General features: G+C 73.2%; 22 protein-coding genes, 1 tRNA gene and 2 pseudogenes. 14 read left to right on the forward strand and 11 right to left on the reverse strand.

Annotation, left to right across the window (positions count from 1 at the left end):
* Positions 1 to 168: 168 nt before the first annotated feature.
* Positions 169 to 2,016, forward strand: coding sequence for a 2-oxoacid:acceptor oxidoreductase subunit alpha (locus tag GA0070603_RS16745; protein WP_091314606.1), 1,848 nt, complete (start codon positions 169 to 171; stop codon positions 2,014 to 2,016).
* Positions 2,009 to 3,043 carry a 2-oxoacid:ferredoxin oxidoreductase subunit beta gene (locus tag GA0070603_RS16750; RefSeq protein ID WP_091314609.1) on the forward strand — a complete coding sequence of 345 codons (1,035 nt, stop codon included), beginning with the start codon at positions 2,009 to 2,011 and terminating at the stop codon, positions 3,041 to 3,043. Before GA0070603_RS16745 ends, GA0070603_RS16750 begins: the two co-directional genes overlap by 8 nt.
* 70 nt (positions 3,044 to 3,113) lie before the next feature.
* On the opposite strand, the gene GA0070603_RS16755 is transcribed toward GA0070603_RS16750, so the two are convergent.
* Positions 3,114 to 3,761 (reverse strand): FMN-dependent NADH-azoreductase, encoded by a 648-nt coding sequence (locus GA0070603_RS16755; protein ID WP_091314612.1) that lies wholly within the window; start codon positions 3,759 to 3,761, stop codon positions 3,114 to 3,116.
* Between the two features lie 84 nt (positions 3,762 to 3,845).
* Between GA0070603_RS16755 and GA0070603_RS16760 the strand changes: the two genes are divergently transcribed.
* Positions 3,846 to 4,328 carry a MarR family winged helix-turn-helix transcriptional regulator gene (locus tag GA0070603_RS16760; protein WP_244282541.1) on the forward strand — a complete coding sequence of 161 codons (483 nt, stop codon included), beginning with the start codon at positions 3,846 to 3,848 and terminating at the stop codon, positions 4,326 to 4,328.
* 30 nt (positions 4,329 to 4,358) lie between these two features.
* Here GA0070603_RS16760 and GA0070603_RS16765 read toward each other — a convergent pair whose 3' ends face one another.
* Positions 4,359 to 5,372, reverse strand: coding sequence for a potassium channel family protein (locus tag GA0070603_RS16765; RefSeq protein ID WP_091314619.1), 1,014 nt, complete (start codon positions 5,370 to 5,372; stop codon positions 4,359 to 4,361).
* Between the two features lie 182 nt (positions 5,373 to 5,554).
* Between GA0070603_RS16765 and GA0070603_RS16770 the strand changes: the two genes are divergently transcribed.
* The 3 genes from GA0070603_RS16770 (at position 5,555) to GA0070603_RS16780 (ending at position 8,151) form a co-directional block, all read left to right on the forward strand.
* Positions 5,555 to 6,739: a hypothetical protein gene (locus tag GA0070603_RS16770; RefSeq protein ID WP_139131882.1), complete on the forward strand. Its 1,185-nt coding sequence runs from the start codon at positions 5,555 to 5,557 to the stop codon at positions 6,737 to 6,739.
* Positions 6,740 to 6,848: 109 nt separating this feature from the next.
* Positions 6,849 to 7,421, forward strand: coding sequence for a helix-turn-helix domain-containing protein (locus GA0070603_RS16775; RefSeq protein WP_091314625.1), 573 nt, complete (start codon positions 6,849 to 6,851; stop codon positions 7,419 to 7,421).
* 136 nt (positions 7,422 to 7,557) lie between these two features.
* On the forward strand, positions 7,558 to 8,151 hold the full coding sequence (locus tag GA0070603_RS16780) for a ClpP family protease (protein ID WP_091314629.1): 594 nt from the start codon (positions 7,558 to 7,560) through the stop codon (positions 8,149 to 8,151).
* Positions 8,152 to 8,213: 62 nt separating this feature from the next.
* On the opposite strand, the gene GA0070603_RS16785 is transcribed toward GA0070603_RS16780, so the two are convergent.
* From GA0070603_RS16785 to GA0070603_RS16795, 3 genes are all read right to left on the reverse strand, one after another.
* Entirely contained in the window at positions 8,214 to 9,092 is an 879-nt protein-coding gene (locus GA0070603_RS16785) for a trypsin-like serine protease (RefSeq protein ID WP_091314634.1), read from the reverse strand.
* 253 nt (positions 9,093 to 9,345) lie between these two features.
* Entirely contained in the window at positions 9,346 to 11,142 is a 1,797-nt protein-coding gene (locus GA0070603_RS16790; RefSeq protein ID WP_091314638.1) for a pectate lyase-like domain-containing protein, read from the reverse strand.
* Positions 11,143 to 11,236: 94 nt separating this feature from the next.
* Positions 11,237 to 11,593, reverse strand: coding sequence for a winged helix-turn-helix transcriptional regulator (locus tag GA0070603_RS16795; protein WP_091314640.1), 357 nt, complete (start codon positions 11,591 to 11,593; stop codon positions 11,237 to 11,239).
* Between the two features lie 121 nt (positions 11,594 to 11,714).
* Between GA0070603_RS16795 and GA0070603_RS16800 the strand changes: the two genes are divergently transcribed.
* On the forward strand, positions 11,715 to 12,560 hold the full coding sequence (locus GA0070603_RS16800; protein WP_091314643.1) for an SDR family oxidoreductase: 846 nt from the start codon (positions 11,715 to 11,717) through the stop codon (positions 12,558 to 12,560).
* Positions 12,561 to 12,600: 40 nt separating this feature from the next.
* Here the strand turns inward: GA0070603_RS16800 and GA0070603_RS16805 are convergent, their stop codons facing one another.
* Entirely contained in the window at positions 12,601 to 13,377 is a 777-nt protein-coding gene (locus GA0070603_RS16805) for an HAD-IIB family hydrolase (protein ID WP_091314647.1), read from the reverse strand.
* A gap of 214 nt (positions 13,378 to 13,591) precedes the next feature.
* On the opposite strand from GA0070603_RS16805, the gene GA0070603_RS16810 reads away from it, so the two are divergent.
* Positions 13,592 to 14,329, forward strand: a complete 738-nt coding sequence (locus GA0070603_RS16810; protein WP_091314650.1) for a class I SAM-dependent methyltransferase — start codon at positions 13,592 to 13,594, stop codon at positions 14,327 to 14,329.
* On the opposite strand, the gene GA0070603_RS16815 is transcribed toward GA0070603_RS16810, so the two are convergent.
* Together GA0070603_RS16815 and GA0070603_RS16820 are read right to left on the reverse strand one after the other, a co-directional pair.
* A complete protein-coding gene (locus tag GA0070603_RS16815; protein WP_091314653.1) occupies positions 14,280 to 14,780 on the reverse strand; it encodes an SRPBCC family protein in 501 nt (166 codons plus the stop codon). The two genes, GA0070603_RS16810 and GA0070603_RS16815, sit on opposite strands and share 50 nt — an antisense overlap.
* 72 nt (positions 14,781 to 14,852) lie before the next feature.
* A complete protein-coding gene (locus GA0070603_RS16820; protein ID WP_091314655.1) occupies positions 14,853 to 15,311 on the reverse strand; it encodes an ArsI/CadI family heavy metal resistance metalloenzyme in 459 nt (152 codons plus the stop codon).
* Positions 15,312 to 15,416: 105 nt separating this feature from the next.
* Here GA0070603_RS16820 and GA0070603_RS16825 point away from each other — a divergent pair, with 105 nt between their 5' ends.
* The 4 genes and pseudogenes from GA0070603_RS16825 to GA0070603_RS16840 all read left to right on the forward strand — a co-directional run bounded on the left by GA0070603_RS16825 (position 15,417) and on the right by GA0070603_RS16840 (position 17,293).
* Positions 15,417 to 15,791, forward strand: a complete 375-nt coding sequence (locus GA0070603_RS16825) for an ArsR/SmtB family transcription factor (RefSeq protein ID WP_091314658.1) — start codon at positions 15,417 to 15,419, stop codon at positions 15,789 to 15,791.
* Positions 15,788 to 16,495 (forward strand): annotated as a pseudogene (locus GA0070603_RS16830) (aquaporin); the annotation flags it as partial. The gene GA0070603_RS16825 and the pseudogene GA0070603_RS16830, both read left to right, overlap by 4 nt.
* 22 nt (positions 16,496 to 16,517) lie before the next feature.
* A pseudogene (locus GA0070603_RS16835) lies at positions 16,518 to 16,871 on the forward strand (GNAT family N-acetyltransferase); the annotation flags it as partial.
* Between the two features lie 14 nt (positions 16,872 to 16,885).
* Entirely contained in the window at positions 16,886 to 17,293 is a 408-nt protein-coding gene (locus GA0070603_RS16840; RefSeq protein ID WP_091314665.1) for an arsenate reductase ArsC, read from the forward strand.
* Between the two features lie 15 nt (positions 17,294 to 17,308).
* On the opposite strand, the gene GA0070603_RS16845 is transcribed toward GA0070603_RS16840, so the two are convergent.
* Positions 17,309 to 17,381: transfer RNA gene (locus GA0070603_RS16845), tRNA-Arg, on the reverse strand.
* An 86-nt stretch (positions 17,382 to 17,467) separates the two neighbouring features.
* Positions 17,468 to 18,139 carry a hypothetical protein gene (locus GA0070603_RS16850; protein ID WP_139131883.1) on the reverse strand — a complete coding sequence of 224 codons (672 nt, stop codon included), beginning with the start codon at positions 18,137 to 18,139 and terminating at the stop codon, positions 17,468 to 17,470.
* 136 nt (positions 18,140 to 18,275) lie between these two features.
* Between GA0070603_RS16850 and GA0070603_RS31505 the strand changes: the two genes are divergently transcribed.
* Both GA0070603_RS31505 and GA0070603_RS16860 read left to right on the forward strand, forming a co-directional pair.
* A complete protein-coding gene (locus GA0070603_RS31505; RefSeq protein WP_091314671.1) occupies positions 18,276 to 18,809 on the forward strand; it encodes a hypothetical protein in 534 nt (177 codons plus the stop codon).
* A complete protein-coding gene (locus tag GA0070603_RS16860) occupies positions 18,802 to 21,504 on the forward strand; it encodes a M48 family metalloprotease (RefSeq protein WP_091314674.1) in 2,703 nt (900 codons plus the stop codon). The genes GA0070603_RS31505 and GA0070603_RS16860 overlap by 8 nt, the downstream gene beginning before the upstream one ends.
* A gap of 35 nt (positions 21,505 to 21,539) precedes the next feature.
* On the opposite strand, the gene GA0070603_RS16865 is transcribed toward GA0070603_RS16860, so the two are convergent.
* Positions 21,540 to 22,406: a MauE/DoxX family redox-associated membrane protein gene (locus tag GA0070603_RS16865; protein ID WP_208862895.1), complete on the reverse strand. Its 867-nt coding sequence runs from the start codon at positions 22,404 to 22,406 to the stop codon at positions 21,540 to 21,542.
* Between the last annotated feature and the right edge of the window lie 29 nt (positions 22,407 to 22,435).

Here is a 22,435-nt window from a genome sequence, read left to right on the forward strand (position 1 = left end):
GCCCTAACGGACCGACGTAGGCTCTGACGTGAGAAATGGAGCGGGCCGAGCCAGCGACGGACGGCCTGCGGCAGCAGCGCGTCTAGGAGGGCACGTGGCCGGGCAAGGCGGGGTCACCATCACGTTCAGCCGCCCGTGCGACGGCGCTCAGCGAAGCGAGGTACGGGCGTGACCAAGCAGATCCGTCAACTGGACCGGGTGGTCATCCGGTTCGCCGGCGACTCCGGCGACGGCATGCAGCTCACCGGCGACCGGTTCACCTCGGAGACGGCGCAGCTGGGCAACGACATCTCCACGTTGCCCAACTTCCCCGCCGAGATCCGCGCCCCCGCAGGCACCCTGCCGGGCGTGTCGAGCTTCCAGGTGCACTTCGCCGACTACGACATCCTGACCCCCGGCGACGCGCCGAACGTGCTTGTGGCCATGAACCCGGCCGCGCTCAAGGCCAACCTCACCGACCTGCCGCGCGGGGCCGACATCATCGTCAACACCGACGAGTTCACCCGGCGCAACCTGGCCAAGGTGGGCTACGCGACCAGTCCGCTCGAGGACGACTCGCTCGCCGGCTACGTGGTGCACCCGGTCGCGCTGACCTCGATGACGATCGGCGCGCTGGCCGAGCACGAGGTGTCCAAGAAGGACGCCGAGCGGGCCAAGAACATGTTCGCGCTCGGCCTGCTGAGCTGGATGTACTCGCGCCCGTACGAGTCGACGCTGCGCTTCCTGGAGCGCAAGTTCGCCGCCCGCCCCGAGCTGGTCGCGGCGAACGTGGCGGCCTTCCGGGCCGGCTGGAACTTCGGCGAGACCACCGAGGACTTCTCCGTCCGCTACGAGGTCAAGCCGGCGAAGATGCTGCCGGGCACCTACCGGAACATCACCGGCAACGCCGCGCTGTCGCTGGGTCTGGTGGCCGCCGGGGTCCGCTCCGGGCTGCCGGTCTTCCTCGGCGCGTACCCGATCACCCCGGCCTCGGACATCCTGCACGAGCTGAGCAAGCACAAGAAGTTCGGCGTGGTCACCATGCAGGCCGAGGACGAGATCGCCGCGGTCGGCGCGGCGCTGGGCGCCTCGTACGGCGGCTCGCTCGGCATCACCACCACCAGCGGCCCGGGCGTGGCGCTCAAGAGCGAGACCATCTCCCTGGCCGTGGCGCTGGAGCTGCCGCTGGTCATCGTCGACGTGCAGCGGGCGGGGCCGTCCACCGGCATGCCGACCAAGACCGAGCAGGCCGACCTGAACATGGCCCTGTACGGCCGGCACGGCGAGGCCCCGGTCGCGGTGATCGCGCCGAAGTCGCCGGCGGACTGTTTCCACGCGGCCCTGGAGGCGGCGCGGATCGCGCTGACCTACCGCACCCCGGTGCTGCTGCTGTCGGACAACTACGTGGCCAACGGCTCCGAGCCGTGGCTGCTGCCGGACGTGGAGAGCCTGCCCGACCTGCGGGTCGAGTTCGCCACCCGGCCCAACGGCGAGGACGGCACGACCTTCCTGCCGTACCTGCGCGACCCGGAGACGCTCGCCCGGCCGTGGGCCATCCCGGGCACCCCGGGGCTGGAGCACCGGATCGGCGGCCTGGAGAAGGCCGACAAGACCGGCGACATCTCGTACGACCCGGCGAACCACGACTTCATGGTGCGCACCCGGGCGGCCCGCATCGAGACCATCCCGGTGCCGGACGTCGAGGTGGAGGACCCGGACGGCGACGCCCGGGTGCTGGTGCTCGGCTGGGGCTCGACGTACGGCCCGATCGGCGCCGCCTGCCGGGGCCTGCGGCAGCGCGGGCTGTCCATCGCCCAGGCGCACCTGCGCCACCTGGCCCCGATGCCGGCAAACCTCGGCGAGGTGCTGCGCGCGTACGACCGGGTGGTCATCCCCGAGATGAACCTCGGCCAGCTCGCCCACGTGATCCGGGCGAAGTACCTGGTCGACGCGATCGGCTACAACCAGGTCCGCGGCCTGCCGTTCACCGCCGCCGAGCTGGAGACGATGCTGGAAGAGGTCCTGAAGAATGTCTGAGCCCGTCGCCCTCAAGCTCACCGCCAAGGACTTCAAGTCCGACCAGGAGGTGCGCTGGTGCCCCGGCTGCGGCGACTACGCCATCCTGGCGGCCGTCCAGGGCTTCATGCCGGAGCTGAACATCCCCCGGGAGAACGTCGTCTTCGTCTCGGGCATCGGCTGCTCGTCCCGCTTCCCGTACTACATGAACACCTACGGGATGCACTCGATCCACGGCCGCGCCCCGGCGATCGCCACCGGCCTGTCGGTGACCCGGCCGGACCTGTCGGTCTGGGTGGTCACCGGTGACGGCGACGCCCTCTCCATCGGCGGCAACCACCTGATCCACGCACTGCGCCGCAACGTCAACCTCAAGATCCTGCTGTTCAACAACCGGATCTACGGGCTGACCAAGGGGCAGTACTCGCCGACCTCCGAGATCGGCAAGGTCACCAAGTCGACGCCGGTCGGCTCGGCCGACGCCCCGTTCAACCCGCTGTCGCTGGCGCTCGGCGCGGAGGCCACCTTCGTGGCCCGGACCATCGACTCGGACCGCAAGCACCTCCAGTCGGTGCTGCGGGCCGCCGCCGAGCACCAGGGCTCCGCGTTCGTGGAGATCTACCAGAACTGCAACATCTTCAACGACGGCGCGTTCGACACGCTCAAGGAGCCGGCCACCCGGGACGACTTCCTGATCCGGCTGGAGCACGGGCAGCCGATCACCTTCGGCAAGGACGGCCAGTTCTGCGTCGTCCACCCGCCGGGCGGCTTCGGGCTGGAGGTCCGGGAGACGGCGGCGACGCCGGCCGAGGACATCGTGGTGCACGACGCGGGAGTGGCCGACCCGGCGTACGCCTTCGCGCTGTCCCGGCTGCCCGGGCTGGACCTGCGGAACACCCCGATCGGCGTGTTCCGCTCGGTGACCCGCTCGTCGTACGACAGCGTGGTGCAGGAGCAGGTCGCCGCGGCGAAGGCCGGTGTCGACCAGACTCCCGAGCAACAGCTCGCTGGGCTGCTCTCCGCCGGCGACACCTGGACGATCCTCTGACCCGTCCCTGACGACAGCCGAAAGGGCGGGCCGTTCCCCGAGGGGGACGGCCCGCCCTTTTCCGATGGGCTCAGGCCGCGGCCGAGGCCGGCACCCACAGTTCGTCGATGGCCCGCTCGGCGGCGGCGAGGCTCTGCTCGTGCAGCGGGATCAGCTCGGTCATGGCCGGGTTGACCGGGGCGAGGGTCAGCTCGGCCGAGATGAAGCGCGGCTCCAGGCCGGTCATGGACAGGCCGTGCGGGAGCCAGGGCTCGGCGTGGTCCCAGCCCTCGCGCGGGGTGCCGGGGCCGTAGCCGCCGCCCCGGCTGCCCAGCACGATGAACTCGCGACCGCCGAGGAGGCCGGCGCCGGTGGCCGGGTCGTACGCGATGCCGGGCGCGATGAGGTGGTCGACCCAGGTCTTCACGCTGCTCGGCGCGCCGTAGTTGTAGAGCGGGAGGCCGAGCAGGATCGTGTCGGCCCGCCGCACCTCGTCCACCAGCCGCTCGCTGAGCTGCCAGGACTCGCGCTGCGCCGGGGTGTGCTGCTCGGCCGGCACCATCCGGGCCAGGCCACCGGCCTCGTCCAGGTGCGGTAGCGGCTCCCGGCCGAGGTCGCGGTAGGTGACCGTGCCGCCTGGGTGGGCGGCGCGCCACGCGGCGGCGGCGCGGGCGGTGAGGCGCCGGCTGACCGAGTGCTCGCCCCGGATGCTCGAGTCGATGTACAACAGGTGTGCCATTTGGTTAACCCTCCACGGATCGTTTGTGTAGCGCCAACCATTTATAGCAGGCCGATGTTCCACGCCGTGCGTAAACTGGGTCACATGGCAGCCGTACCGGTCGAGGAGTCGGAGCACCGCTCCGGGCCCCTGCTCGACCACCTGGCCCGGCGGATGCGGCTCCGGTCGGAGTCGGTGCTGGCGCCCCTCGGGCTGCGCCCCCGGCACCTCGTCGCGCTCACCGTGCTGCGGGACTCGGACGGCATCAGCCAGCAGGGGCTGGCCGGCACGCTCCAGATCGACGGCACGAACGTGGTCGGGCTGCTCAACGACCTGGAGGCGGAGGGGCTGGTCGAGCGGCGACGCTCACCCGAGGACCGCCGCCGGCACGTGGTGAGCCTCACCGGGGCGGGCACGAAGCGGCTCCGCGAGGCCGAGTGCGCCCTCGCCGCCGCCGAGGAGGAGGTGCTCGGCGCGCTGGAGCCGGCCGAGCGGGACACGCTCTACGAACTGCTCCGCCGGGCGACCAGCGGCCGCCCGATCAACTGCGCCGAGGCGTCCGGGGACGAGCCGGACACCACCTGCTGACGCCGGGCAGCCGGCCGGCTCGGGGGAAGGTCAGACCGTCGCCGCGGACTGCGGCCGGTCGTCACGCACGTGGACCAGCATGTCGCCGGTCTCGATCACCGCGCCGGCCTTGTCGTTCAGCGTGACCACCTTGCCCCGGCGGACCAGGGCGATGACCAGGGACTCCAACTCGCGGGGAGACCGGCCCACCTCGCTGCGCTCGGCGGAGCGCATGGCCAGCGCCATGCCCTGACCCGGGGTGAGCAGGTCCTCCACCACGTCGATCAGCGGCGGGGCGGAGGTGGAGAGGCCGAGCAGCCGGCCGGCCGTCGCCGACGAGACGATCACGTGGTGCGCCCCGCTCTGCTTGAGCAGCGGCGCGTTCTCCGCCTCCCGGACCGCCGCGATGATCCGCACCTGGCCGGCGGTGAGCTGCCGGACGGTCAGCGCCACCAGCACCGAGGCGTCGTCACTGTCCGTCGCGATGATGACCGCCTTGGCGGTGCGGACGTGCGCCTCCTCCAGCACCGAGGAACGGGTCGCGGAGCCCTCGATGGCGACCAGCCCGGCCGAGGTGGCCTGCCGCAGCGCGGCGCCGCTCCGCTCGACCACCACGATCTTGGACTTGTCGAGGCCGTTCTCCAGCAGCGCGGAGACGGCGCTGCGGCCCTTGGTGCCGTAGCCGCAGATGATGACGTGGTCCTTCACGACTCTCCTCCACCGCGCCAGGCGACGGCCGGTCCGGTACTGCTCGGTCAGGACTTCCAGGGTGGTGCCGACCAGGATGATCAGGAAGAGCACCCGGGCGGGGGTGACGAACAGGACGTTCACCAGGCGCGCCGAGGCGGCGGCCGGGGTGATGTCGCCGTAGCCCGTGGTGGAGAGCGAGACCACCGCGTAGTAGAAGCAGTCGAGGAGGGTCAGGCCGTCCTCGTTCACGTCGCGGTAGCCGTCGCGGTCGATCCAGACCGCCGCCACCACGGCGAGGACCAGACCCAGGGCGGCGAGCAGGCGCAGACTCAGCGCGCTCAGCGGCCCCCGCCGTTGCGCGGGAAAATGGATCACCGTCGGCCCTGCTCCGCCACCGTCGCCTGCACGCCCACAACATAGCGGGTACGCCGGGATCCGGCCTGCCGGGGCGACGATCACCCGGGCGGGTGCACCACAGGTAAGGATCTCGTCACATCCATCGCCGTCGTGGCGGGTGAGACTCGGGGAATCGACAGTCCTGAGGAGGGAGAACCCGGATGCGGACACGTACGGCACTGGCCACGGGGGGCGTGGCGCTCGGGATGCTGCTGGCCGGCGCGGCACCGGCGGTGGCGAGCCGTCCGGACGACCGGCCGACGCCCCGGCGGACCGAGGCGACCCGGACACCCCGGCCGAAGCCCACCGCCTCACCATCGCCGACCAGCACACCGCCACCGACCACCGCCCCGTCGCCGACCGGCACGCCCTCCCCGACGGGCTCACCGACCGCCACCACACCGGCACCGATGCCGACGGCGGATCGGAGCGTCGTCGTGCTGCCGTCGCTCGACGGCCTCAGCACCTCGGCGTCCGACGTCAACGGGCAGGGGGTGGTGGTCGGGTCGGCCCAGCTGGCCAGCGGCTACTGGCACGCGGTGCGCTGGGTGGACGGCGGAATCGAGGACCTGGGCACCCTGGGCGGGCTGAACAGCCAGGCCGAGGCCATCGACGAGCAGGGCCGCATCGTGGGCACCAGCCAGGACGCCACGGGCGCGAGTCACGCGGTCGCCTGGGTGGACGGGAAGATCCAGGACCTCGGCCTCACCGGCGGGATCTTCTCCATCGCGTACGACACGGCCGGCGACCGGGTGGTCGGCGTCTACAACGTCACCGACAGCTTCTCCGGCCGCCGGGCCTTCGTCCGTACCGGCGACACGGAGGTCACCATCGACGTGCCGCCGGGAGCGAGCGCGACCGCCGTGAACGAGGCGGGGACGGTCGCGGGCACCTACGGCTGGCAGGACTGGGACGATCCGGCGCCCGACGACTACCAGGCGTTCGTCTGGCGGGACGGGGTGACCCGACCACTCGGCACCCTGGGTGGGGCCACCAGCACGGCGAACGGCATCAACGACCTCGGCCAGGTGGTCGGCACCAGTTGGACCGCCGACGGTGTGTTCGCCGCCTTCTTCTGGGACGGCTCGGCGATGCGCCGGCTGGCCACCACCGCCGTCTCCCCCACCGCCCAGGCTGTCAACGACGCGGGCCTGGTGATCGGGACCGAGGGCCACGGCGACCGGGCGATGATCTGGCCCGACCCGTCGGCGAGCTCGCAACTGCTTCCGTTGCCGAGCGACGCGGTGGGCAGCCGGGCGATAAACGTGAACGACCAGGGCGTGATCGTCGGCCAGGTGGACTACCTCTCGCCGAGCTGGCACGGCCGGGCGGTGGTCTGGCGCTGAGCCCGGAGGGGCCCGGTCGGCGGCACGGGGGCCGACCGGGCCGGTCTCCGTCGCCGGGACGGGGCATGATGGGGACGTCCGAGGGGACGACGACCGCGAGGAGGCCCGCATGTCGTTGCTGCGACGGGTGATCGGCGGGGTGCTCCGCCGCGTACGCCTGCGTCAGGGCCGCACCCTGCGCGAGGTGGCGCTGGCCGCCGGCGTCTCCCTGCCCTACCTCTCCGAGGTGGAACGCGGCCGCAAGGAGGCCTCCTCCGAGGTGCTGGCGGCGATCTGCCGCGCCCTCGGGATCCATTTGTCCGACCTTCTCGAAGAGGCCCGCGACGAGCTGCGCCGGGTCGAGCGGCGGGCGCCGGTGGCCTCCGGGGTGACGCTGGCCCGGCTCGACCGGGTGCCGGCCACCCGGACCGGGCCGCAGCTCCGGGTCGGCGGGCCGCGGCTGCACGCCACCCGGCGGCCGGTCGCACCGACCCCGCTGCTCGGCGGGACGCTGCGGCTGCCGGGCGCCGCGCCCGCACCGGTCGGCCCGGACCTCGGTTACGCCTCCCCCACCGTGTTCGGCACCGGCACCCGCATCTGGCTGATCCCCTCCGTGCCGGCCGCCCGCCACCGTCCGCGTACCTCCGTCACGCTGGCCCGGCGGCAGGCCCGGGCCGGCCGGCGGAGGCTGGCCGCCGCGTAGGCCCGCCTGGTTCTGCCCACGGCGGATCTGCCCGGGGCAGAAACGCTGGGCCGCGGGGTGCCGCCCGCCGGAGGCTGGAGACCGCCGGTTGCCGGGCGGTCCCTCGCCCACCGGCGGCACGGAGGGTGGTCAGGTCATGGGATACGGCATCTGGATGCTGGACGAGGGGCAGCCGACCCTCGGCGACCGGGTCTTCGAGCGGCTGCTCAAGGAGCGGATCATCTTCCTCGGCACCGAGGTCACCGACGCCTCGGCCAACCAGATCTGCGCGCAGATCCTGCTGCTGGCCGCCGAGGACCCGGAGCGGGACATCTTCCTCTACATCAACTCGCCCGGCGGCTCGGTCAGCGCCGGGATGGCCGTCTACGACACCATGCGGTACGTCAAGAACGACGTGGCGACGCTGGCCCTCGGCATGGCCGGCTCGATGGGGCAGTTCCTGCTCTGCGCGGGCGCGGCGGGGAAGCGGTTCGCGCTGCCGCACTCGCGGGTGATGATGCACCAGCCGTCCGGCGGGATGGGCGGCACGGCCGCCGACATCACCATCCAGGCGGAGAACATGCTGCACGTGAAGCGCACCATGCAGGAGCTGATCGCCCGGCACAGCGGGCACACGCTGGACGAGATCCAGCGCGACTGGGACCGGGACCGGTGGTTCACCGCCGAGCAGGCCCGCGACTACGGCCTGATCGACCAGGTGGTCACCCGGGCGGAGCAGCTGCCGGGCTGAGGTGCGGCCGTGAACGGGGGCGGCCGGCGGGTGATCCCGCCGGCCGCCGGTCGTGCGTCGGCTCAGGGCAGGTCGACGAACTCGTCGAGGAAGTCCCGCGCGGTCGGGGCGTCCAGCCGGTACGCCACGTTCGTGGCGTAGCAGGGGCCGTCGCCGGTGATGGTGGTGGCGGCCAGCACCCGCCGGCCGTCGAGGGTGACGAAGTTCGGGCCGCCGGAGTCGCCGTAGCAGGCGCCGCCGTAGCCGCGGCTCTCGTTCATGGCCAGCCGCACCCAGGTCTTGTTGAGGGCGTCGAAGCCGACCTCGGCCTTGTTGCGGACACCGCCGCCGGGATGGGTCTGCCCGCCCGGCCCGCGTGTGGCCTCCTCGGTGCCGTAGCCGGCGACCACCCAGGTCGCGGCGTCCAGCGCGCGGGAGCCCAGCGCGTCGAGCTGGCCGGCGGCGGGCAGCGTCGCCGGGGTGAACGGCCACCGCTTCGCCAGCTCGGCGGCCTGGCCGTCGGAGAACTCGATGACCGCGATGTCGTGCGCGTCGGCGGAGTTGCCGGGGTAGTCCGGACTGGTGTGCTCGGTGCCCTCGACGCCGACCGCGGCGGCGGTCTGCGCCGGGGTCAGCCCCGCGGCCTTGGCCGCGTCGAGCGCGCCCTGCACGTCCTGGGCCAGCGAGACGTAGAAGCGCACGCCGGGCGACCAGTCGGTGGTGCAGTGCGCGGCGGTGAGGAAGGTGTTCCGGTCGACCATCGTGCCGGAGCAGTACCAGTCGATGGTCTCCGAGACACCGTCGCCGTCGCGGTCCCAGAGGGCCAGCATGGCACCGACCTCGGTGCGCTCCGGCGCGGGCTGGGCGTTGTAGGTGTTGATGGCCGATGCCGGCGCGGCGCCGGCCAGGACCGCCGCGACGGCCGCGGTGGTCAGGGAGGCGAGAAGTGCGGAACGACGCAAAGAGTCCTCCGGTGCAGGATCTGGTGGCGGGACCAGGCGGCGGCCGGTGCCGGACGCGCCCCCTCGATCGCGTCCGTCACCCCCTCACGGGTGGCCGCGATGCCGCCGGTCCTCGATGTACGCGAGCCTATGACCGGCATTCCCGCCGCGCACGGGATGACGGGTGCAGCGTGTTCGGGCGAATTCTTGTTACACCTCGGGGGTCACCCCCGGCCGACCGCGTGCACGGCCGGCCGGGGTCCTGGTCGGCGGATCAGGGGTAGCTGACCACCGGGCTGGTGCCGTACGAGCCGACGACCGGGGTGCCGGCCTCGTTGACGGTGCGCTCGATGCCGCCGCTGCCGTCCAGGAAGACGGTGATGGCGTCGTGGAACCGCACGCCGGCCCGGCGCGGCGCCTCGATGGCCCGGTCGCAGCGGATGTCCACCTTCTGGTTGAAGTACGAGTAGACCCCCAGCCCCCACGCCTCGTGCTCGCGCACGTGGTCGGCGACCTTGTACGAGGCCCAGCCGTTGCCGGTCGGGCTGCGCCAGGCCGCCTGGCTCGGCGGGTCGTAGGGCAGCTCGCTCTGGTAGAAGACGGTCCGGCCGCGCTCGCCGTTCCAGATCGTCTGCCAGCGCTGGTAGTGCTCGACGAAGAGCCCGTACGCGGTCACGTCGTCCCCGTTGACCACCACTCCGGTGTCGGCCGTGTTGACGGTCCACCCGATGGTGCCGGGCTTGCCGTGGTCGCCGCGCCACGCCCAGATGTTGTCGATGAGGGTGTGCCGGCTGTTCACCACCAGGCTGGTCACCGCCCGGCCCGCGTACGGACCGCCGATGCGGAAGAAGACGTCCTGGAGCGAGATCGGGTCGGTGGCGTGCGACCGGTGGCTGTTGCGCTTGCCGACCTCGACGAGCACCTCCGACTCGACCGGCCCGGCGTCGACAAGCACCCCGGCGATCCGGACGCCGTCGACGTCCTCGATCCGCAGGGCGGCGTCGCCGGTGGTCGGTGCGAGGCTGGGCATGCCGAGGCCGAGCACGACGGTGTCCGGGTGCTTGACCCGCAGCGCCCGGTCCAGGTGGTAGACGCCCGGGGTGAGCAGCAGGTGCCGGCCCGGCCGGGAGAGCTCCTGGTTGATCCGCCTGGCCGAGTCGGTGGGCTTGGCGATGAAGAAGTCGGAAAGCGGCAGCGACGGCACCGGCGGGGCGCCGACGCCCCAGGTGGTGCCGGCGGTGTCGCGGCGCAGCCGGGGCACGGCCACCCGCCAGCAGCCCTCGCCGTCCACGAAGAGGTACGGCTTCTCCCGGGTCACCGGGCTGGTCGCCAGCGTGGTGTACGGCGGGTTCGGGAAGCCCTGCGCGGGTGCGCCGACGACACCGGAGAAGACCTGGTTCCAGACCCCGTTGGTCCAGTCGCCGCCGAGTTCGCTGTCCCGGGTCAGCCACTGCTGCTGGGAGCCGTTGATGGTGATGCCGTCCACCTTGGAGTCGGCGATGTAGCCGCCGCTGGAGTAGCCGCCGTTGCCGGGCTCCAGCCAGAGGATGCCCTTGATGTGTACGCGGCGCATCGGGGACGCCTGGGAGACCGCCCACTGGTTCGACCAGTCGGTCGGGCTGACGGCGAGGTTCTCCGCCGAGCGCCAGAAGTTGGTGAGCGCGGAGATGCCGGCCTGGGAGTTCGGGTCGGGCTGGCCGATCACCCGCACCGCGCCGTGGATCTCCACGTCGTCGGGGTGCGCGCCGAGGCCGGCCACTGTGGTGTAGTAGCCGAGCCGGGCGTTCACCTCGTACCGGCCGGGCTTGAACAGCACGGCGTACCTGTCGAAGCCCATCTCATTGTGCTCCTGGGCGGCGAACAGCCGGTCCAGGGTGGACTGGATCTCCTCGACGGGAGTGGCCGGGTCGTACACGAAGACGTTGGGGCCGAAGTCGGGCTCGGCGGCGGTGTCGTCGCCGGCCGGGGACGCGGCGGCGGACGTGGCCGGAAGCCCGAGGGCGGTGACCGACGCCGCCGAGGCGGCGGTGAGGGCGAGGAAGCGGCGGCGGGAGGGGTCGAGTGGTCTCATCTGCCTGCCTGTTCGGTGATGGGGTACGGAGAGCGCTCTCTGGGCGTTCCTACCGCATCGACACCGATCCCGCCAGACTCGGCCGGTTCCGGAACTAGCCCCGGGCGTCGTACCGGGCGCGGGCGGCCTCGACCTCGACGAGGTGGGTGGTGGCCCACGCCTCCAGGCCGGCCACCAGGTCCAGGAGGCTGCGGCCGAGATCGGTGAGGGCGTAGTCCACCCGGGGCGGCACGCTGGCGTGCACCGTGCGGGTGACGATGCCGTCCCGTTCCAGGCCGCGCAGGGTCTGGGTGAGCATCTTCTGGCTGATCCCGTCGACCCGCTCGGCCAGCTCGCCGTAGCGCTTGTCGCCGCCGGCGAGGGTGAGCACGATCAGCACGCTCCACCGGTCGCCGATCCGGTCGAGGACCTTCCGGCTGCCGCAGTTCCGGTTGAACGGGTCGGCCTGCATGTCGTCACTCTCTTTCAGTGCGTACCGAACTTCAAGGTGCCTACTCTCCAACGGGAAGTAAGCCGCCGGTGTTCCCGTTGGCGTGGGAAGAAGTTGTTGTCGCCACCAACAGGGAGTGCTCATGTCCATCGTCGTCACCGGCGCCACCGGTCACCTCGGTCGCCTCATCGTCGAAGCGCTGCTCGACCGGGGCGTGCCCGCCGGCCAGATCGTGGCGCTCGGCCGCGACGTCGACCGGCTCGCCGGCCTCGCCGAGCGGGGAGTGGTCACCCAGCGGGCCGACTACGACGACCCCGGGTCGCTCCAGGCGGCCTTCGCGGGCGCCGAGAAGCTGATGTTCGTCTCCGGCAGCGAGGTCGGCAAGCGGCTGGTGCAGCACGGCAACGTGGTCACCGCCGCGAAGGAGGCCGGCGTCCGCCTGGTCGTCTACACCAGCATCGCGAACGCCGACACCTCCAGCCTGGTCCTCGCCGCCGAGCACAAGGCGACCGAGCAGCTGATCCGCGACTCCGGCCTGCCGTACGTGTTCCTGCGCAACAGCTGGTACCTGGAGAACTACACCGGCCAGCTCCCCACGTACCTCCAGCACGGGGTGGCGGGCGCGGCGGGTGACGGGCGGGTCAGCGCCGCCACCCGCGCGGACTACGCCGCGGCCGCCGCCGAGGTGCTCACCGCCGAGGGCCAGGCCGGAAAGGTGTACGAGCTGGGCGGCGCGCCCTTCACCCTCACCGAACTGGCCGCCGAGATCTCCCGGCAGACCGGCGGCACGGTCAGCTACCTCGACCTGCCCGTGGACAAGTACACCGAGCTGCTGGTCGCGGCCGGCCTGCCCGAGGGGTACGCGGCCGTGCTCGCCGACGGCGACCGGGGCCTCGCCCAGGGCGAGCTGGAGGTCGGCGACGACCTGGCCAGGCTGCTCGGCCGCACGCCGACCACGCTCGCAGAGGCGATCCGCGCCGCCCTCTGACGCCCGGCCCTGACCGCCGTCCGACTCTCCGGGGCGGCGGTCAGGCCGGCTCGGCCCGCAGCTTCACCAGGTCGTCGACGAGAGCCTCCACGTAGTCGGCCGTCTCCTCCCAGCGGGTGACCGCCACGCAGCGGATGCCCATGTCCTTCACCGGGTAGTCGTTGCCGCCCTCGTCCAGCCGGTCACCGACGAAGAGCACGTTGTCGGTCTTCAGGTCCAGGCACTCCAGCAGCTTCCGCATGCCGTACGCCTTGTCCACGCCCTTGCGGGTGACGTCGATGGAGGTCGAGCCGCCACCGCGGACCTCCAGGTCGGGCAGCTTCGCGGCGACCGCATCGCGGAGCCGCTTCTTCTTGCTGCCGTCCGGGTCCCAGCCGTACTTCTCGGCCGGCGGGGCGGACTGGCCCAGCGCCGAGAAGGTGATCTGGCTGCCCCGGTCCTCGATGATGTCGCCCCAGGTCTTCGGCTCCCACAGGTCGAGGGCCTGCGCCGACTCGGTGAGCGCCGCGACGACCCGGGCCTTGTCGGCCTCGCTCAGGTCCTCGGCGTAGACCTGCCGCCAGTCGCCGTCGGACCAGCGGTAGTAGCGGGTGCCGCAGGTCGGCATCAGGTGCAGGCGGCCGCGCTGCTCCTCGGTCAGGTCCAGGTGGGCCAGCACCTGCATCTCGAACTGCTCGAAGCGGCCACCGGAGATGATCAGCACGTCCACCTCGGTGAGCAGGTGGCCGAGGAGTTCCGCCATCCGACGATCGATCTGGGACTTGGAAACCGCCAGGGTGTCGTCCAGGTCGAACGCCACCACTCGAAGATCGTTCACGAAGTACCACCATGTCGTCGCGGGCAGGCCAGGACTAGCAGGGTACCGACGAAGACCATCCGGCACCCGCGAGCCCCGATCGTCACCCCACGCGGCACCCCGATCGCAGGCTATCGCCTTCTTTCCCGCCGGCCTTCCGGAACGGCCGCCGAAGAGCCGCCGGCCGGCGGAAACCCGTTGGACAGCGCCGGGATCGACGACGATCGTGGGCGCCATGCGTCAGGAGGAGATCTGGGACGCCGAGACGGCCCAGCGCTACGACACACCGGGCAGCGGGATGTTCGCGCCGGAGGTCCTCGGGCCCACCGTGGACCGCCTCGCCGCCCTCGCCGGCGACGGCCGCGCGCTCGAGTTCGCCGTCGGCACCGGCCGGGTGGCCGTGCCGCTCGCGGAACGCGGCGTGCCGGTGACCGGGATCGAGCTGTCCGCACCGATGGTCGAGCAGCTCCGGACGAAGGTCGACGAGGCGACCATCCCCGTGGTCGTCGGCGACATGGCCACCGCCACGGCGCCCGGCGAATACACGCTGGTCTACCTGGTCTACAACACCATCTCCAACCTGCTCGACCAGGCCGAACAGGTCGCCTGCTTCCGCAACGCGGCCCGCCACCTGCGGCCGGGCGGGCGGTTCGTGATCGAGCTGTGGGTGCCCGAGCTGCGCAAACTGCCTCCCGGGCAGGAGGCCGTGGTGTGGTGCGCCGAGCCCGGCTACATCGGCCTGGACACGTACGACGTGCTGCGCCAGCAGGTCGTGTCCCACCACTTCCGGTTCGGCGAGGGCCGCGAGGCGCGGCTGGGCCGCAGCCCGCACCGCTACATCTGGCCGGCCGAGCTGGACCTCATGGGCCAGCTCGCCGGATTCGAACTGGAGGCTAGGCACGCGGACTGGTCCGGGGCGGAGTTCACGGCCGAGTCCCGTTCCCACGTCTCCGTCTACCGCCTGCCCGGCTGACCAACGCCTCGGCCAGGAAGACGTTCCGGCGGGCGATCAGCCGGCGCAGGTACGGCCGCAGGACGACGCGGGCGACCAGGGCGCCGGCCGGTCCCATCGGGGCGCCGAACTCGATGCGGTCGCGCATGATCGTGACCGACGGGTCGGCGGGGTCGGGCGCGAAGAGGTGCTCGTGGCGCCAGCGCGCGAACGGGCCGCTGGTCTGCTCGTCCACGAACCGGTGCGGCCGCTGGTGGTCGGTGATCCGCACGGTCATGCGCCACGGCAGGCCGAAGTGCCGCGCCTGCCAGGTGACGACGTCGCCGGCCGAGAGGCGGCCGGTCGTGACGCCTCCGGTCGCGCGCTCGCCGCTGGCGCCCATCGACGTGGTGTGCAGGTCGACGTCCAGACAGGCGTCGAAGACGGCCTCGGGGGTGGCACTGACCCTCGTGGTCAGGTCGATACGCGGCACGCGGCCACCCTAAGCGCCCACGCGCCGCGCGCCCGCCCCCCTGGTCGAGGACGGGCGCGTGGGCCTCGCGTGTCAGCAGCAGCTTCCGGCGGCTCCGGCCGCGGCGGGCTCCTTGTCGGCGGCCGGGGTGCAGCAGGCACTCTCGGTCGCCTTCTCGAGCTGCCCGGAGTCGGCCTTGACGGTGTAGACCTCCCACGGCTCGTTGCCGGGGCCGCGCACCCACACCTTGTCCTGGAGGGCGTAACAGCACTCGGTGTCGTTCTCCTCCAGCGTGATCAGGCCGGAGTCGGTGAGGCGCCTGGTCGCGGCGTTGACCTCGTCGGTGCTGAACACCTCGACGCCGAGGTGGTCCATGACCGTGGGCTGGTCGGCCTCACCTTCGAGGAGGACGAGCTTCAGCGGCGGGTTCTCGACGGCGAAGTTGGCGTAGCCGGGGCGGCGCTTGGCCGGCTCGACGCCGAACAGCTTCGAGTAGAAGGCCACGGAGCCTTCGAGGTCGGACACGCGCAGGGCGAGCTGGACACGGGACATGATCGTTCCTCCTGACGGATTCGTCATCGCTTCGGACCTTGTCTAGATGTTTTTCGAAGCAAGACCTACGTTGCACCCTGTTTTGAAATCTGTCAACCTAGAGGCATGTCGAAACAAGAGCTGCCGGTGGTGGACCTCAACGCGGTCGCCTGCTGCTCCCCCATCGCCGTCCGCCCGATGGACGCCGATCAGGCGGCGGTGGTCGCGCCGATGTTCAAGGCCCTGGGCGACCCGGTCCGGCTGCGCCTGATGTCGATGATCGCCTCGGTGCCGGAGATGTGCGTCTGCGACCTGACCCCGGCGTTCGACCTGTCCGCGCCGACCATCTCCCACCACCTCAAGGTGCTGCGCGAGGCCGGCCTGGTCGACTCCGAGCGGCGCGGCACGTGGGTCTGGTACCGGGTCAAGCCGGAGGCGTTCCGCCAGCTCGGCGCACTGCTCGACGTGTCTGCCGCCCCGACCGCCGGCAGCGCCGCGTGAGCCTCGCCCTGCCCCGGCGGGCCTCGGCGGAGTTCGCGGGCACCGCGCTCCTGGTCGCCGCCGTCGTCGGCTCCGGGATCGCCGCCGCCCGGCTCTCCCCCACCGACGTCGGCCTCCAACTGCTGGAGAACGCGATCGCCACCGCCCTAGCCCTGGGCGCGCTGATCCTGATGTTCGGCCCGGTGTCCGGCGCGCACTTCAACCCGGTCGTCTCGGCGGTCGACTGGTGGCTCGGCCGCCGCGCCGGCACCGGCCTGACCGCCCGCGAGCTGGTCGCCTACGCCACCGCCCAGACCGGCGGCGCCATCGTGGGCGCCGTGCTGGCCGACCTGATGTTCGATCTTCCGGCCGTTGCCTGGTCGCGCACCGACCGGACCGGGGGAAACCTGTGGCTGGCCGAGGTGGTCGCCACCGCCGGCCTCGTCGTCCTGGTCTTCGCCCTCGCCCGCTCCGGTCGCACCGCCGCCGCCCCGGCCGCCGTGGGCGCCTACATCGGCGCGGCGTACTGGTTCACCTCGTCGACGTCGTTCGCGAATCCCGCCGTCACCATCGGCCGGGCCTTCACCGACACCTTCGCCGGCATCGCCCCGGCGTCGGTGCCCGGCTTCGTCGCCGCCCAGGTCGTCGGCGGCCTGGTCGCCGTCGCCGCCCTCGCCGCCTGGTACCCCCACGCCGCCGAATCGGCGGACGCCGTCGTCGTGCCGCACCTCGCCGAGGAGAAACCATGACCACTGCTGGGTCGCCGTCGACCCCACGGGCCGTGTCCTCGGCTGGGTCGCCTGCACCGCTGTCTCCGACCGGTGCGTCTACGCCGGGGTGGTGGAGCACTCCGTCTACGTCCACCCCGACGCCCGCGGTCAGGGCGTCGGCCGGCTCCTGCTCGACGCCCTGATCGCCTCCACCGAGCGGGCGGGCATCTGGACTATCCAGTCCGGCGTCTTCCCCGAGAACACCGCGAGCCTGGCCCTGCACGCCGCCTGCGGCTTCCGCACCGTCGGCACCCGGGAACGCGTCGGCCGACACCACGGCACCTGGCGCGACGTGACCCTCATCGAACGCCGCAGCCCCACCATCACCTGACCGGAGAATCCGCGATGAGCGACAAGCCCACCGTCCTGTTCGTCTGCGTCCACAACGCCGGCCGCTCCCAGATGGCCGCCGGCTGGCTGCGCCACCTCGCCGGCGACACCGTCGAGGTCCGGTCCGCCGGCTCCGAACCCGCCGACCAGATCAACCCCGTCGCCGTCGAGGCCATGCACGAAGTCGGCATCGACATCACCGGCCAGACCCCGGCCCGCCTCACCTGGGACGCGGCCGAGGCCAGCGACGTCATCGTCACCATGGGCTGCGGCGACGCCTGCCCCGTCTTCCCCGGCAAACGCTACGAGGACTGGAAGCTCACCGATCCGGCCGGGCAACCCGTCGAGGTGGTCCGCCAGGTCCGGGACGACATCAGGGCCCGGGTCGCCGCGCTGGTCGCCGATCTCCACGGCGAGCGGTGATCTCTGTGTTGGAGGTGCCCCCGGCAGGATTCGAACCTGCGACACACGGTTTAGGAAACCGATGCTCTATCCCCTGAGCTACGAGGGCGCGAGGGCCCAGTCTAGCGACCTGCGGGGTGGCCCGCGTGGGCAGGGAGCGGCAGACGTCGACCTGTGACGGCCGCTGGTTGCCGCCTAGGAATCCCGTCCGCGCCCGGGCAGCTTCCGCGCCAAGCTCAGAGCCACCGCGTGGACGCCGGTCACCGTCCGGGCGAGATGGGTCCGGTTCTGGTGGACGTACGCGGCGACCAGCGCGACGAGGAAACTCAGCCCGGTGAGCCAGGCCAGCCACTCCCCGACCGAACCCAGGAGCGGAAGGGTCACGAACAGGCAGACGGCTCCGGACAGCGGGAAGACCAGTTGCAGCCCGAACTCGTACAGCAGGGAGCGGGAGTCCTTCTGCCGCGCGTAGAAGTCGTCCCACTGGAAGACCCGGTCGTCGCCGGAGCACTCGACGGCGACCGGCCGGAGCACGTCGCGGATGTAGGTGTTCGCCGCCTCGCGGTCCCGGCGGCGCCGGAGAATGGTGATTCCGGAGATCGCCGCCAGCACGGGCACAGCCAGCAGCAGGCGGGGATCGGCGCGGTTGGCGACGACGAACCCCAGGATCACCGCCACGACGGTCAGGTACGCGCCGACGAGGGTGTGCGACGCGGCGGATTTCTGCGCCATCACGGCACGGATCGCGTTGTACTCCGCGACGAGCAGGTTGGTGCGGCTGTCGGCGCGGGCGGCCGCCAGGGGAGCGTGCACGGCTTCGTCGCCCGGTGCGGTGCCGCTCTGTCGGACCAGGTCATCCCACACCACGTATCGATGATGGCAATCCCCCACAACCTCCCAGCGGTGCCTACTGTCCGATTGCTGATCGTCACCTACGGTGAGTCGCCCCTACCCTGACGCCGGAAGCGCCGCTTCCCGACCACCGGCCAGGAGGCGCGACGGCATGGGTCCCACCAGGCACGCTTCGGACACGAGCACCGAGGACGAACTCGTCCGGCTGGCGATCCGCGCGGTCGCGCCCGAGGAGGAGCACCTGCTGCCGTTCCTCGAACCCGCCTACCGGCGCCGTCCGGCCCGGTGGCGGCGGGACCCCCGGGCGCTGACGCGGGTGGGCGGCGGGGAGGCCGGTGGCGGCGGGTTCGCCGAGGTCGTCGAGCCGGTGCTGCCGTACGTGATGGTGTTGTGCGGTGTCGGTCTCGCGGCGCTGCGCGACGCCGTGCAGGGCGAGGCGACCGACGCGGTCCGGGGTGGCCTGCGGGCGCTCGGCCGGCGGTGGCGGTCCCGCCGTCCCCCGGAGTTGGCGACGGCCGCTCAGGTACGGCTGCGGCCGGGCCAGTTGCTGCGGATCGAGGAAGCGGTCACGGCGGCGGCCCGTGACCCGCGCTGGCAGCTCACGGAGGACCAGGTGGCGGTCCTGCGGGACGCGGTGCGCGAGGCGTTCGCCGCCCGGTTCGGCACGGACGCCGACGGTGGGTGAGCCGGCGCCGCGCACCGGGACGCCGCACCCGCCGCTCCCGTCGGCCACCCTGGGCCGGTTCGTCGCCGCGGCGACGGCGGTGGTCGGGACCAGCATGTTCGGCTGGCAGATCGTGCTGGTCGATGCGGCCGCCACCCGGGAGCGGGCCACCTGCCTGGCCGGGTTGCGGGGCCTGCCGCCCGCCATCGACGTGCGGGCCGGCACTGTCGACGCCGAGTCGGAGGCCGCCGTGAACCGGTGCCTCGGCACCCTCGACTCGGACGTGCGGCGGCAGTTGCTCACCGGCCTGGCGGTGCTCCTGGTGGTGACGGCGCTGGTCTACCTGGCCGCGCCGTGGGTCGAGCGGAGGCTGCGCGGCCTGCGCCGGCTGGACCGGGTGCCGGGTACGGAGGCGCTGCGGGCCGACCTGGCCGCGCTGGTGCGGGAGGCGGGCCTGCGGCGGGCACCCACGTTCCTGGTCTCCCGGTCGGCCCGGGTCAGCGGGAACACCTTCGGCACGGTGGCCGGCCGCTACGTCCGGCTCGATCTGGGGCTGGTGCACGCGCATCGCACGGCCCCGGCGCGGTTCCGCGCCGTCGTGCTGCACGAACTCGCGCACCTGCGCAACGCGGACGTGGACCTGACCCGGCTGACCGTCGCGCTGGCGTGGGCGTTCCCGCTGGGTGTGGTCGTCCCGGCCGCCGTCACCTTCGTCGGCGCGCGCCGGGCGCCGGACCTGGGCCGGGACGTGTGGCGGCTGGCGCTGTTCGCGGTGGTGGTGCAGGTCTCCGCCTGGTCGGTGCTGCGGGCCCGCGAGTTCGCGGCGGACGCCCGCCTCGGCGGCGACGACGCGGTGGGTGCCCGGGCGCTGCTCGGCGTCGAGGGACGGCCGGCCGGGTGGCGGGACCGGTTGGGTGCCCTGTTCCGGTTCCATCCGCTGGCCCGGGCGCGCGCCGACGAGCTGGACCGGCCCCGACGGCTGGTGTCCGCCCGGCCGGTCGAGGCGCTCGGCGCCGGGCTTGCCGCCGGCATCGCGGCACCGCCGCTCATGGACCTGCTGTCCCACCTGCCGCGCCGGCTGGTCGGGCTCGACGCGCTCACCGGCGGGTCCTACGCGGCGGGGTTGCTGCTCGGTGCGCCGCTGGCGTTGGTGCTCACCGGGACGCTGTGGCGGTCGGCGTGGTGGGCGCGGCGGCACGGTGGGCGGCCGGTCCGGGGGGCGGTGTTCGGGGCGGCGCTGGTGGTCGGGCTGCTGGTGGGCCGGCGGCTCGCCTGGTCGGCCGGGTACGCGGACGACCGTCCGGTGTGGTGGGTGGAACTGACGCTGGCGCTGGGCGCGGTGGCCGGTGGTGCCCTGCTCGGCCGCTGGGTGGTGCTGGGCGCCGACGCCTGGCTGCGCCGCCTCCCCCGGCACGCGGACGGCCGCGCGGTGCGGCGCGTCTGGGCCGCCGCCGCCGTGGCGGCGACCGTGCTGACCGCCGGTTTCCTCGGTTCGCTGCTGATGCTGGACACATGGTTCGCCGACGGCGAGGTGAGCCTCGTGCGCCTGGTCGCCGCCCGCGAGGGCCACCCGGACCACGTCACAGTCGTCACGGTGGCCGACACCCTCGGCTGGCACGTGCGGGCCCTCGCCGACCAGGCGCCGTACCTGCTGGCCGCCCCGCTGGCCGCCGCGCTCCTCCCGCTGGTCGCCACGCGGGCCGCCACCCGGCTGGCGCTCCGGCTCGGCGCGGTCAGCGGGATCGTGGCCGCCGTGGCGCTGCCGGTGGTGGCGGCCGGCGTGGCGGTGGCCGCCCGGGACCCGGGCCTCGGGCCGGGCGCGCTGCGCGGCCTGGTCGACGGGCACACCCTGCTGCCCGTGACGCTTGTCGAGGTCACCGCCGCGGTGGCCGTCGTGGCGGGCCGCCGGCTGTCGATCTGGCACGGCACGCTCGCCGCGCTCACCGCCGGCGTGCTGCTCGCGCCGGCGGTGCTGGCCGCCGGCGTACTGCTGTCCTGCGGGGCGGGCTGCGTCGCTCCCGACCGGGCGGCGGTGGCCCGCGCGTTGGGGCACGCGCTGCTCGTCGCGCCGGTGGTCGCCACAGTCGCCGCGGCGCTCGGCGCCGCCGTGACGGCCGGGCTGGTCCGGGCCGCGTCCCGGCGCTGGCTCGCCTCCGGTACGGCGGCGGCCGTGCTGCTCGGCCTGGCCGCCGCGGCCGTCACGGGCGACGGGCCGGGCAGCCGCTCCGCCGCGCCGGTGGACCGGGACCGCTGCCTCGTCGGCGTGTGGCGGCTCTCCGCCGGCCGCTACCACTTTCCCGTGGCGACGGACTCGGTGCTGGGCCGGCTGGCCGGGGTGTCGGCGGCCACGACCGTCGACCTGACCAGCGGGGCGTCGACCGGGTACGCCACCGCGTACCGGGTGGACGGCACGGCGACGGACCTGTACGACCTGGCGGTGGCGGAGGGGACGCTGAACGGGCACCGCGTCCAGCGGGTGCGCCGGGGCACCCAGACCTACCGGTGGACGGCCGGGTCGGGCCGGTACACCCAGCGGAACGTGGTGACCAGCGGTGACCTCGCCCTGCTGCGGGTGGACGGGCGGGAGGCCGACGTGACGACGGTGGTGGACGACTCGGCCAGCACGTACCGGTGCGGACCGGCCGAGCTGGTGATCCGGTCCGACGGCGACGACGGTTCGTGGGGCGAGGAGACGTTCGTCCGCAGCCCGGCGTGACGGGACCACCGGGTGTCCGGTGGTCCCGTCGACCGCTACGCGGGGACCACGTCGAGCCGCGGGCCGGCGGGCCGCCCGGCCCCGGCCAGGGCCAGCAGCGTCTGCCCGGTGGCGTCGTCGACGACGGCGACGCGTACCGCGTCGGGCTCGCCGCCGACCAGCGGCACCGCGAAGACCGCGGTGGCCGGCCGGCCCTGGTAGCGCGCGGCGTGGCCGACGAAGCGCCACTCGCCGTCGTCCCAGTGTTCGCGGACGTCGGAGCGGAGCAGCGGCGCCACCCGCCGGTACGAGTCGCTGAGCTGGACCTGCTGCACGGTGGCGAGCAGCGGCAGACCGGTGCCGCCGCGCAGCGGGTTGGTCAGCCGGGCGCGCAGCCGGCGCAGCGGCAGCAGCCAGGCGGCGTCCAGTTCGGGCGAGAGCGCCACCACGGCCGCCGCCTCGGCCAGGAGCGCGGCGCCGCCGGCGAGCGGGCGGTCGGCGAGTGCGGCGGGCCAGCCGCCGGGCGCCAGGGTGGCCAGCCCGGCCGCCGCCACCAGCAGAGCGGCCCGGCCGAGGCCGCGACCGGAGACCGGGGTCGGCCGGCTGCTCAGGCAGCCGCACGAGGAGGTGGGCGCGGTCCGGCGGGCGTACGTGAGGTAGCCGAGGAAGCCGGCGGCCAGGGCGGTGGCGACGGCGTTCTCCAGCCGCAGGGCGGGCGGCAGCACGAGGAGCGCGCCGAGGATCAGCTCGACGCCTCCGAGCAGCCGGTACGCGGGCAGCGCGCGGCCCTCCCCGAGCAGCGGGGCGAGCGCGGAGCGGCGGGCGACCGTCGCGGCGTGCCGGTTGAGGAGTTTGACGCGTGCGGACCAGATCAGCACCGCACCGACGACCAGCGGTTGCAGCGCCGCGATCATGTCGATCATGGGTTCTCCCCTCGGGTGGGGCCGACGGG

The organism is Micromonospora chersina (assembly GCF_900091475.1).
GTDB lineage: Bacteria > Actinomycetota > Actinomycetes > Mycobacteriales > Micromonosporaceae > Micromonospora > Micromonospora chersina.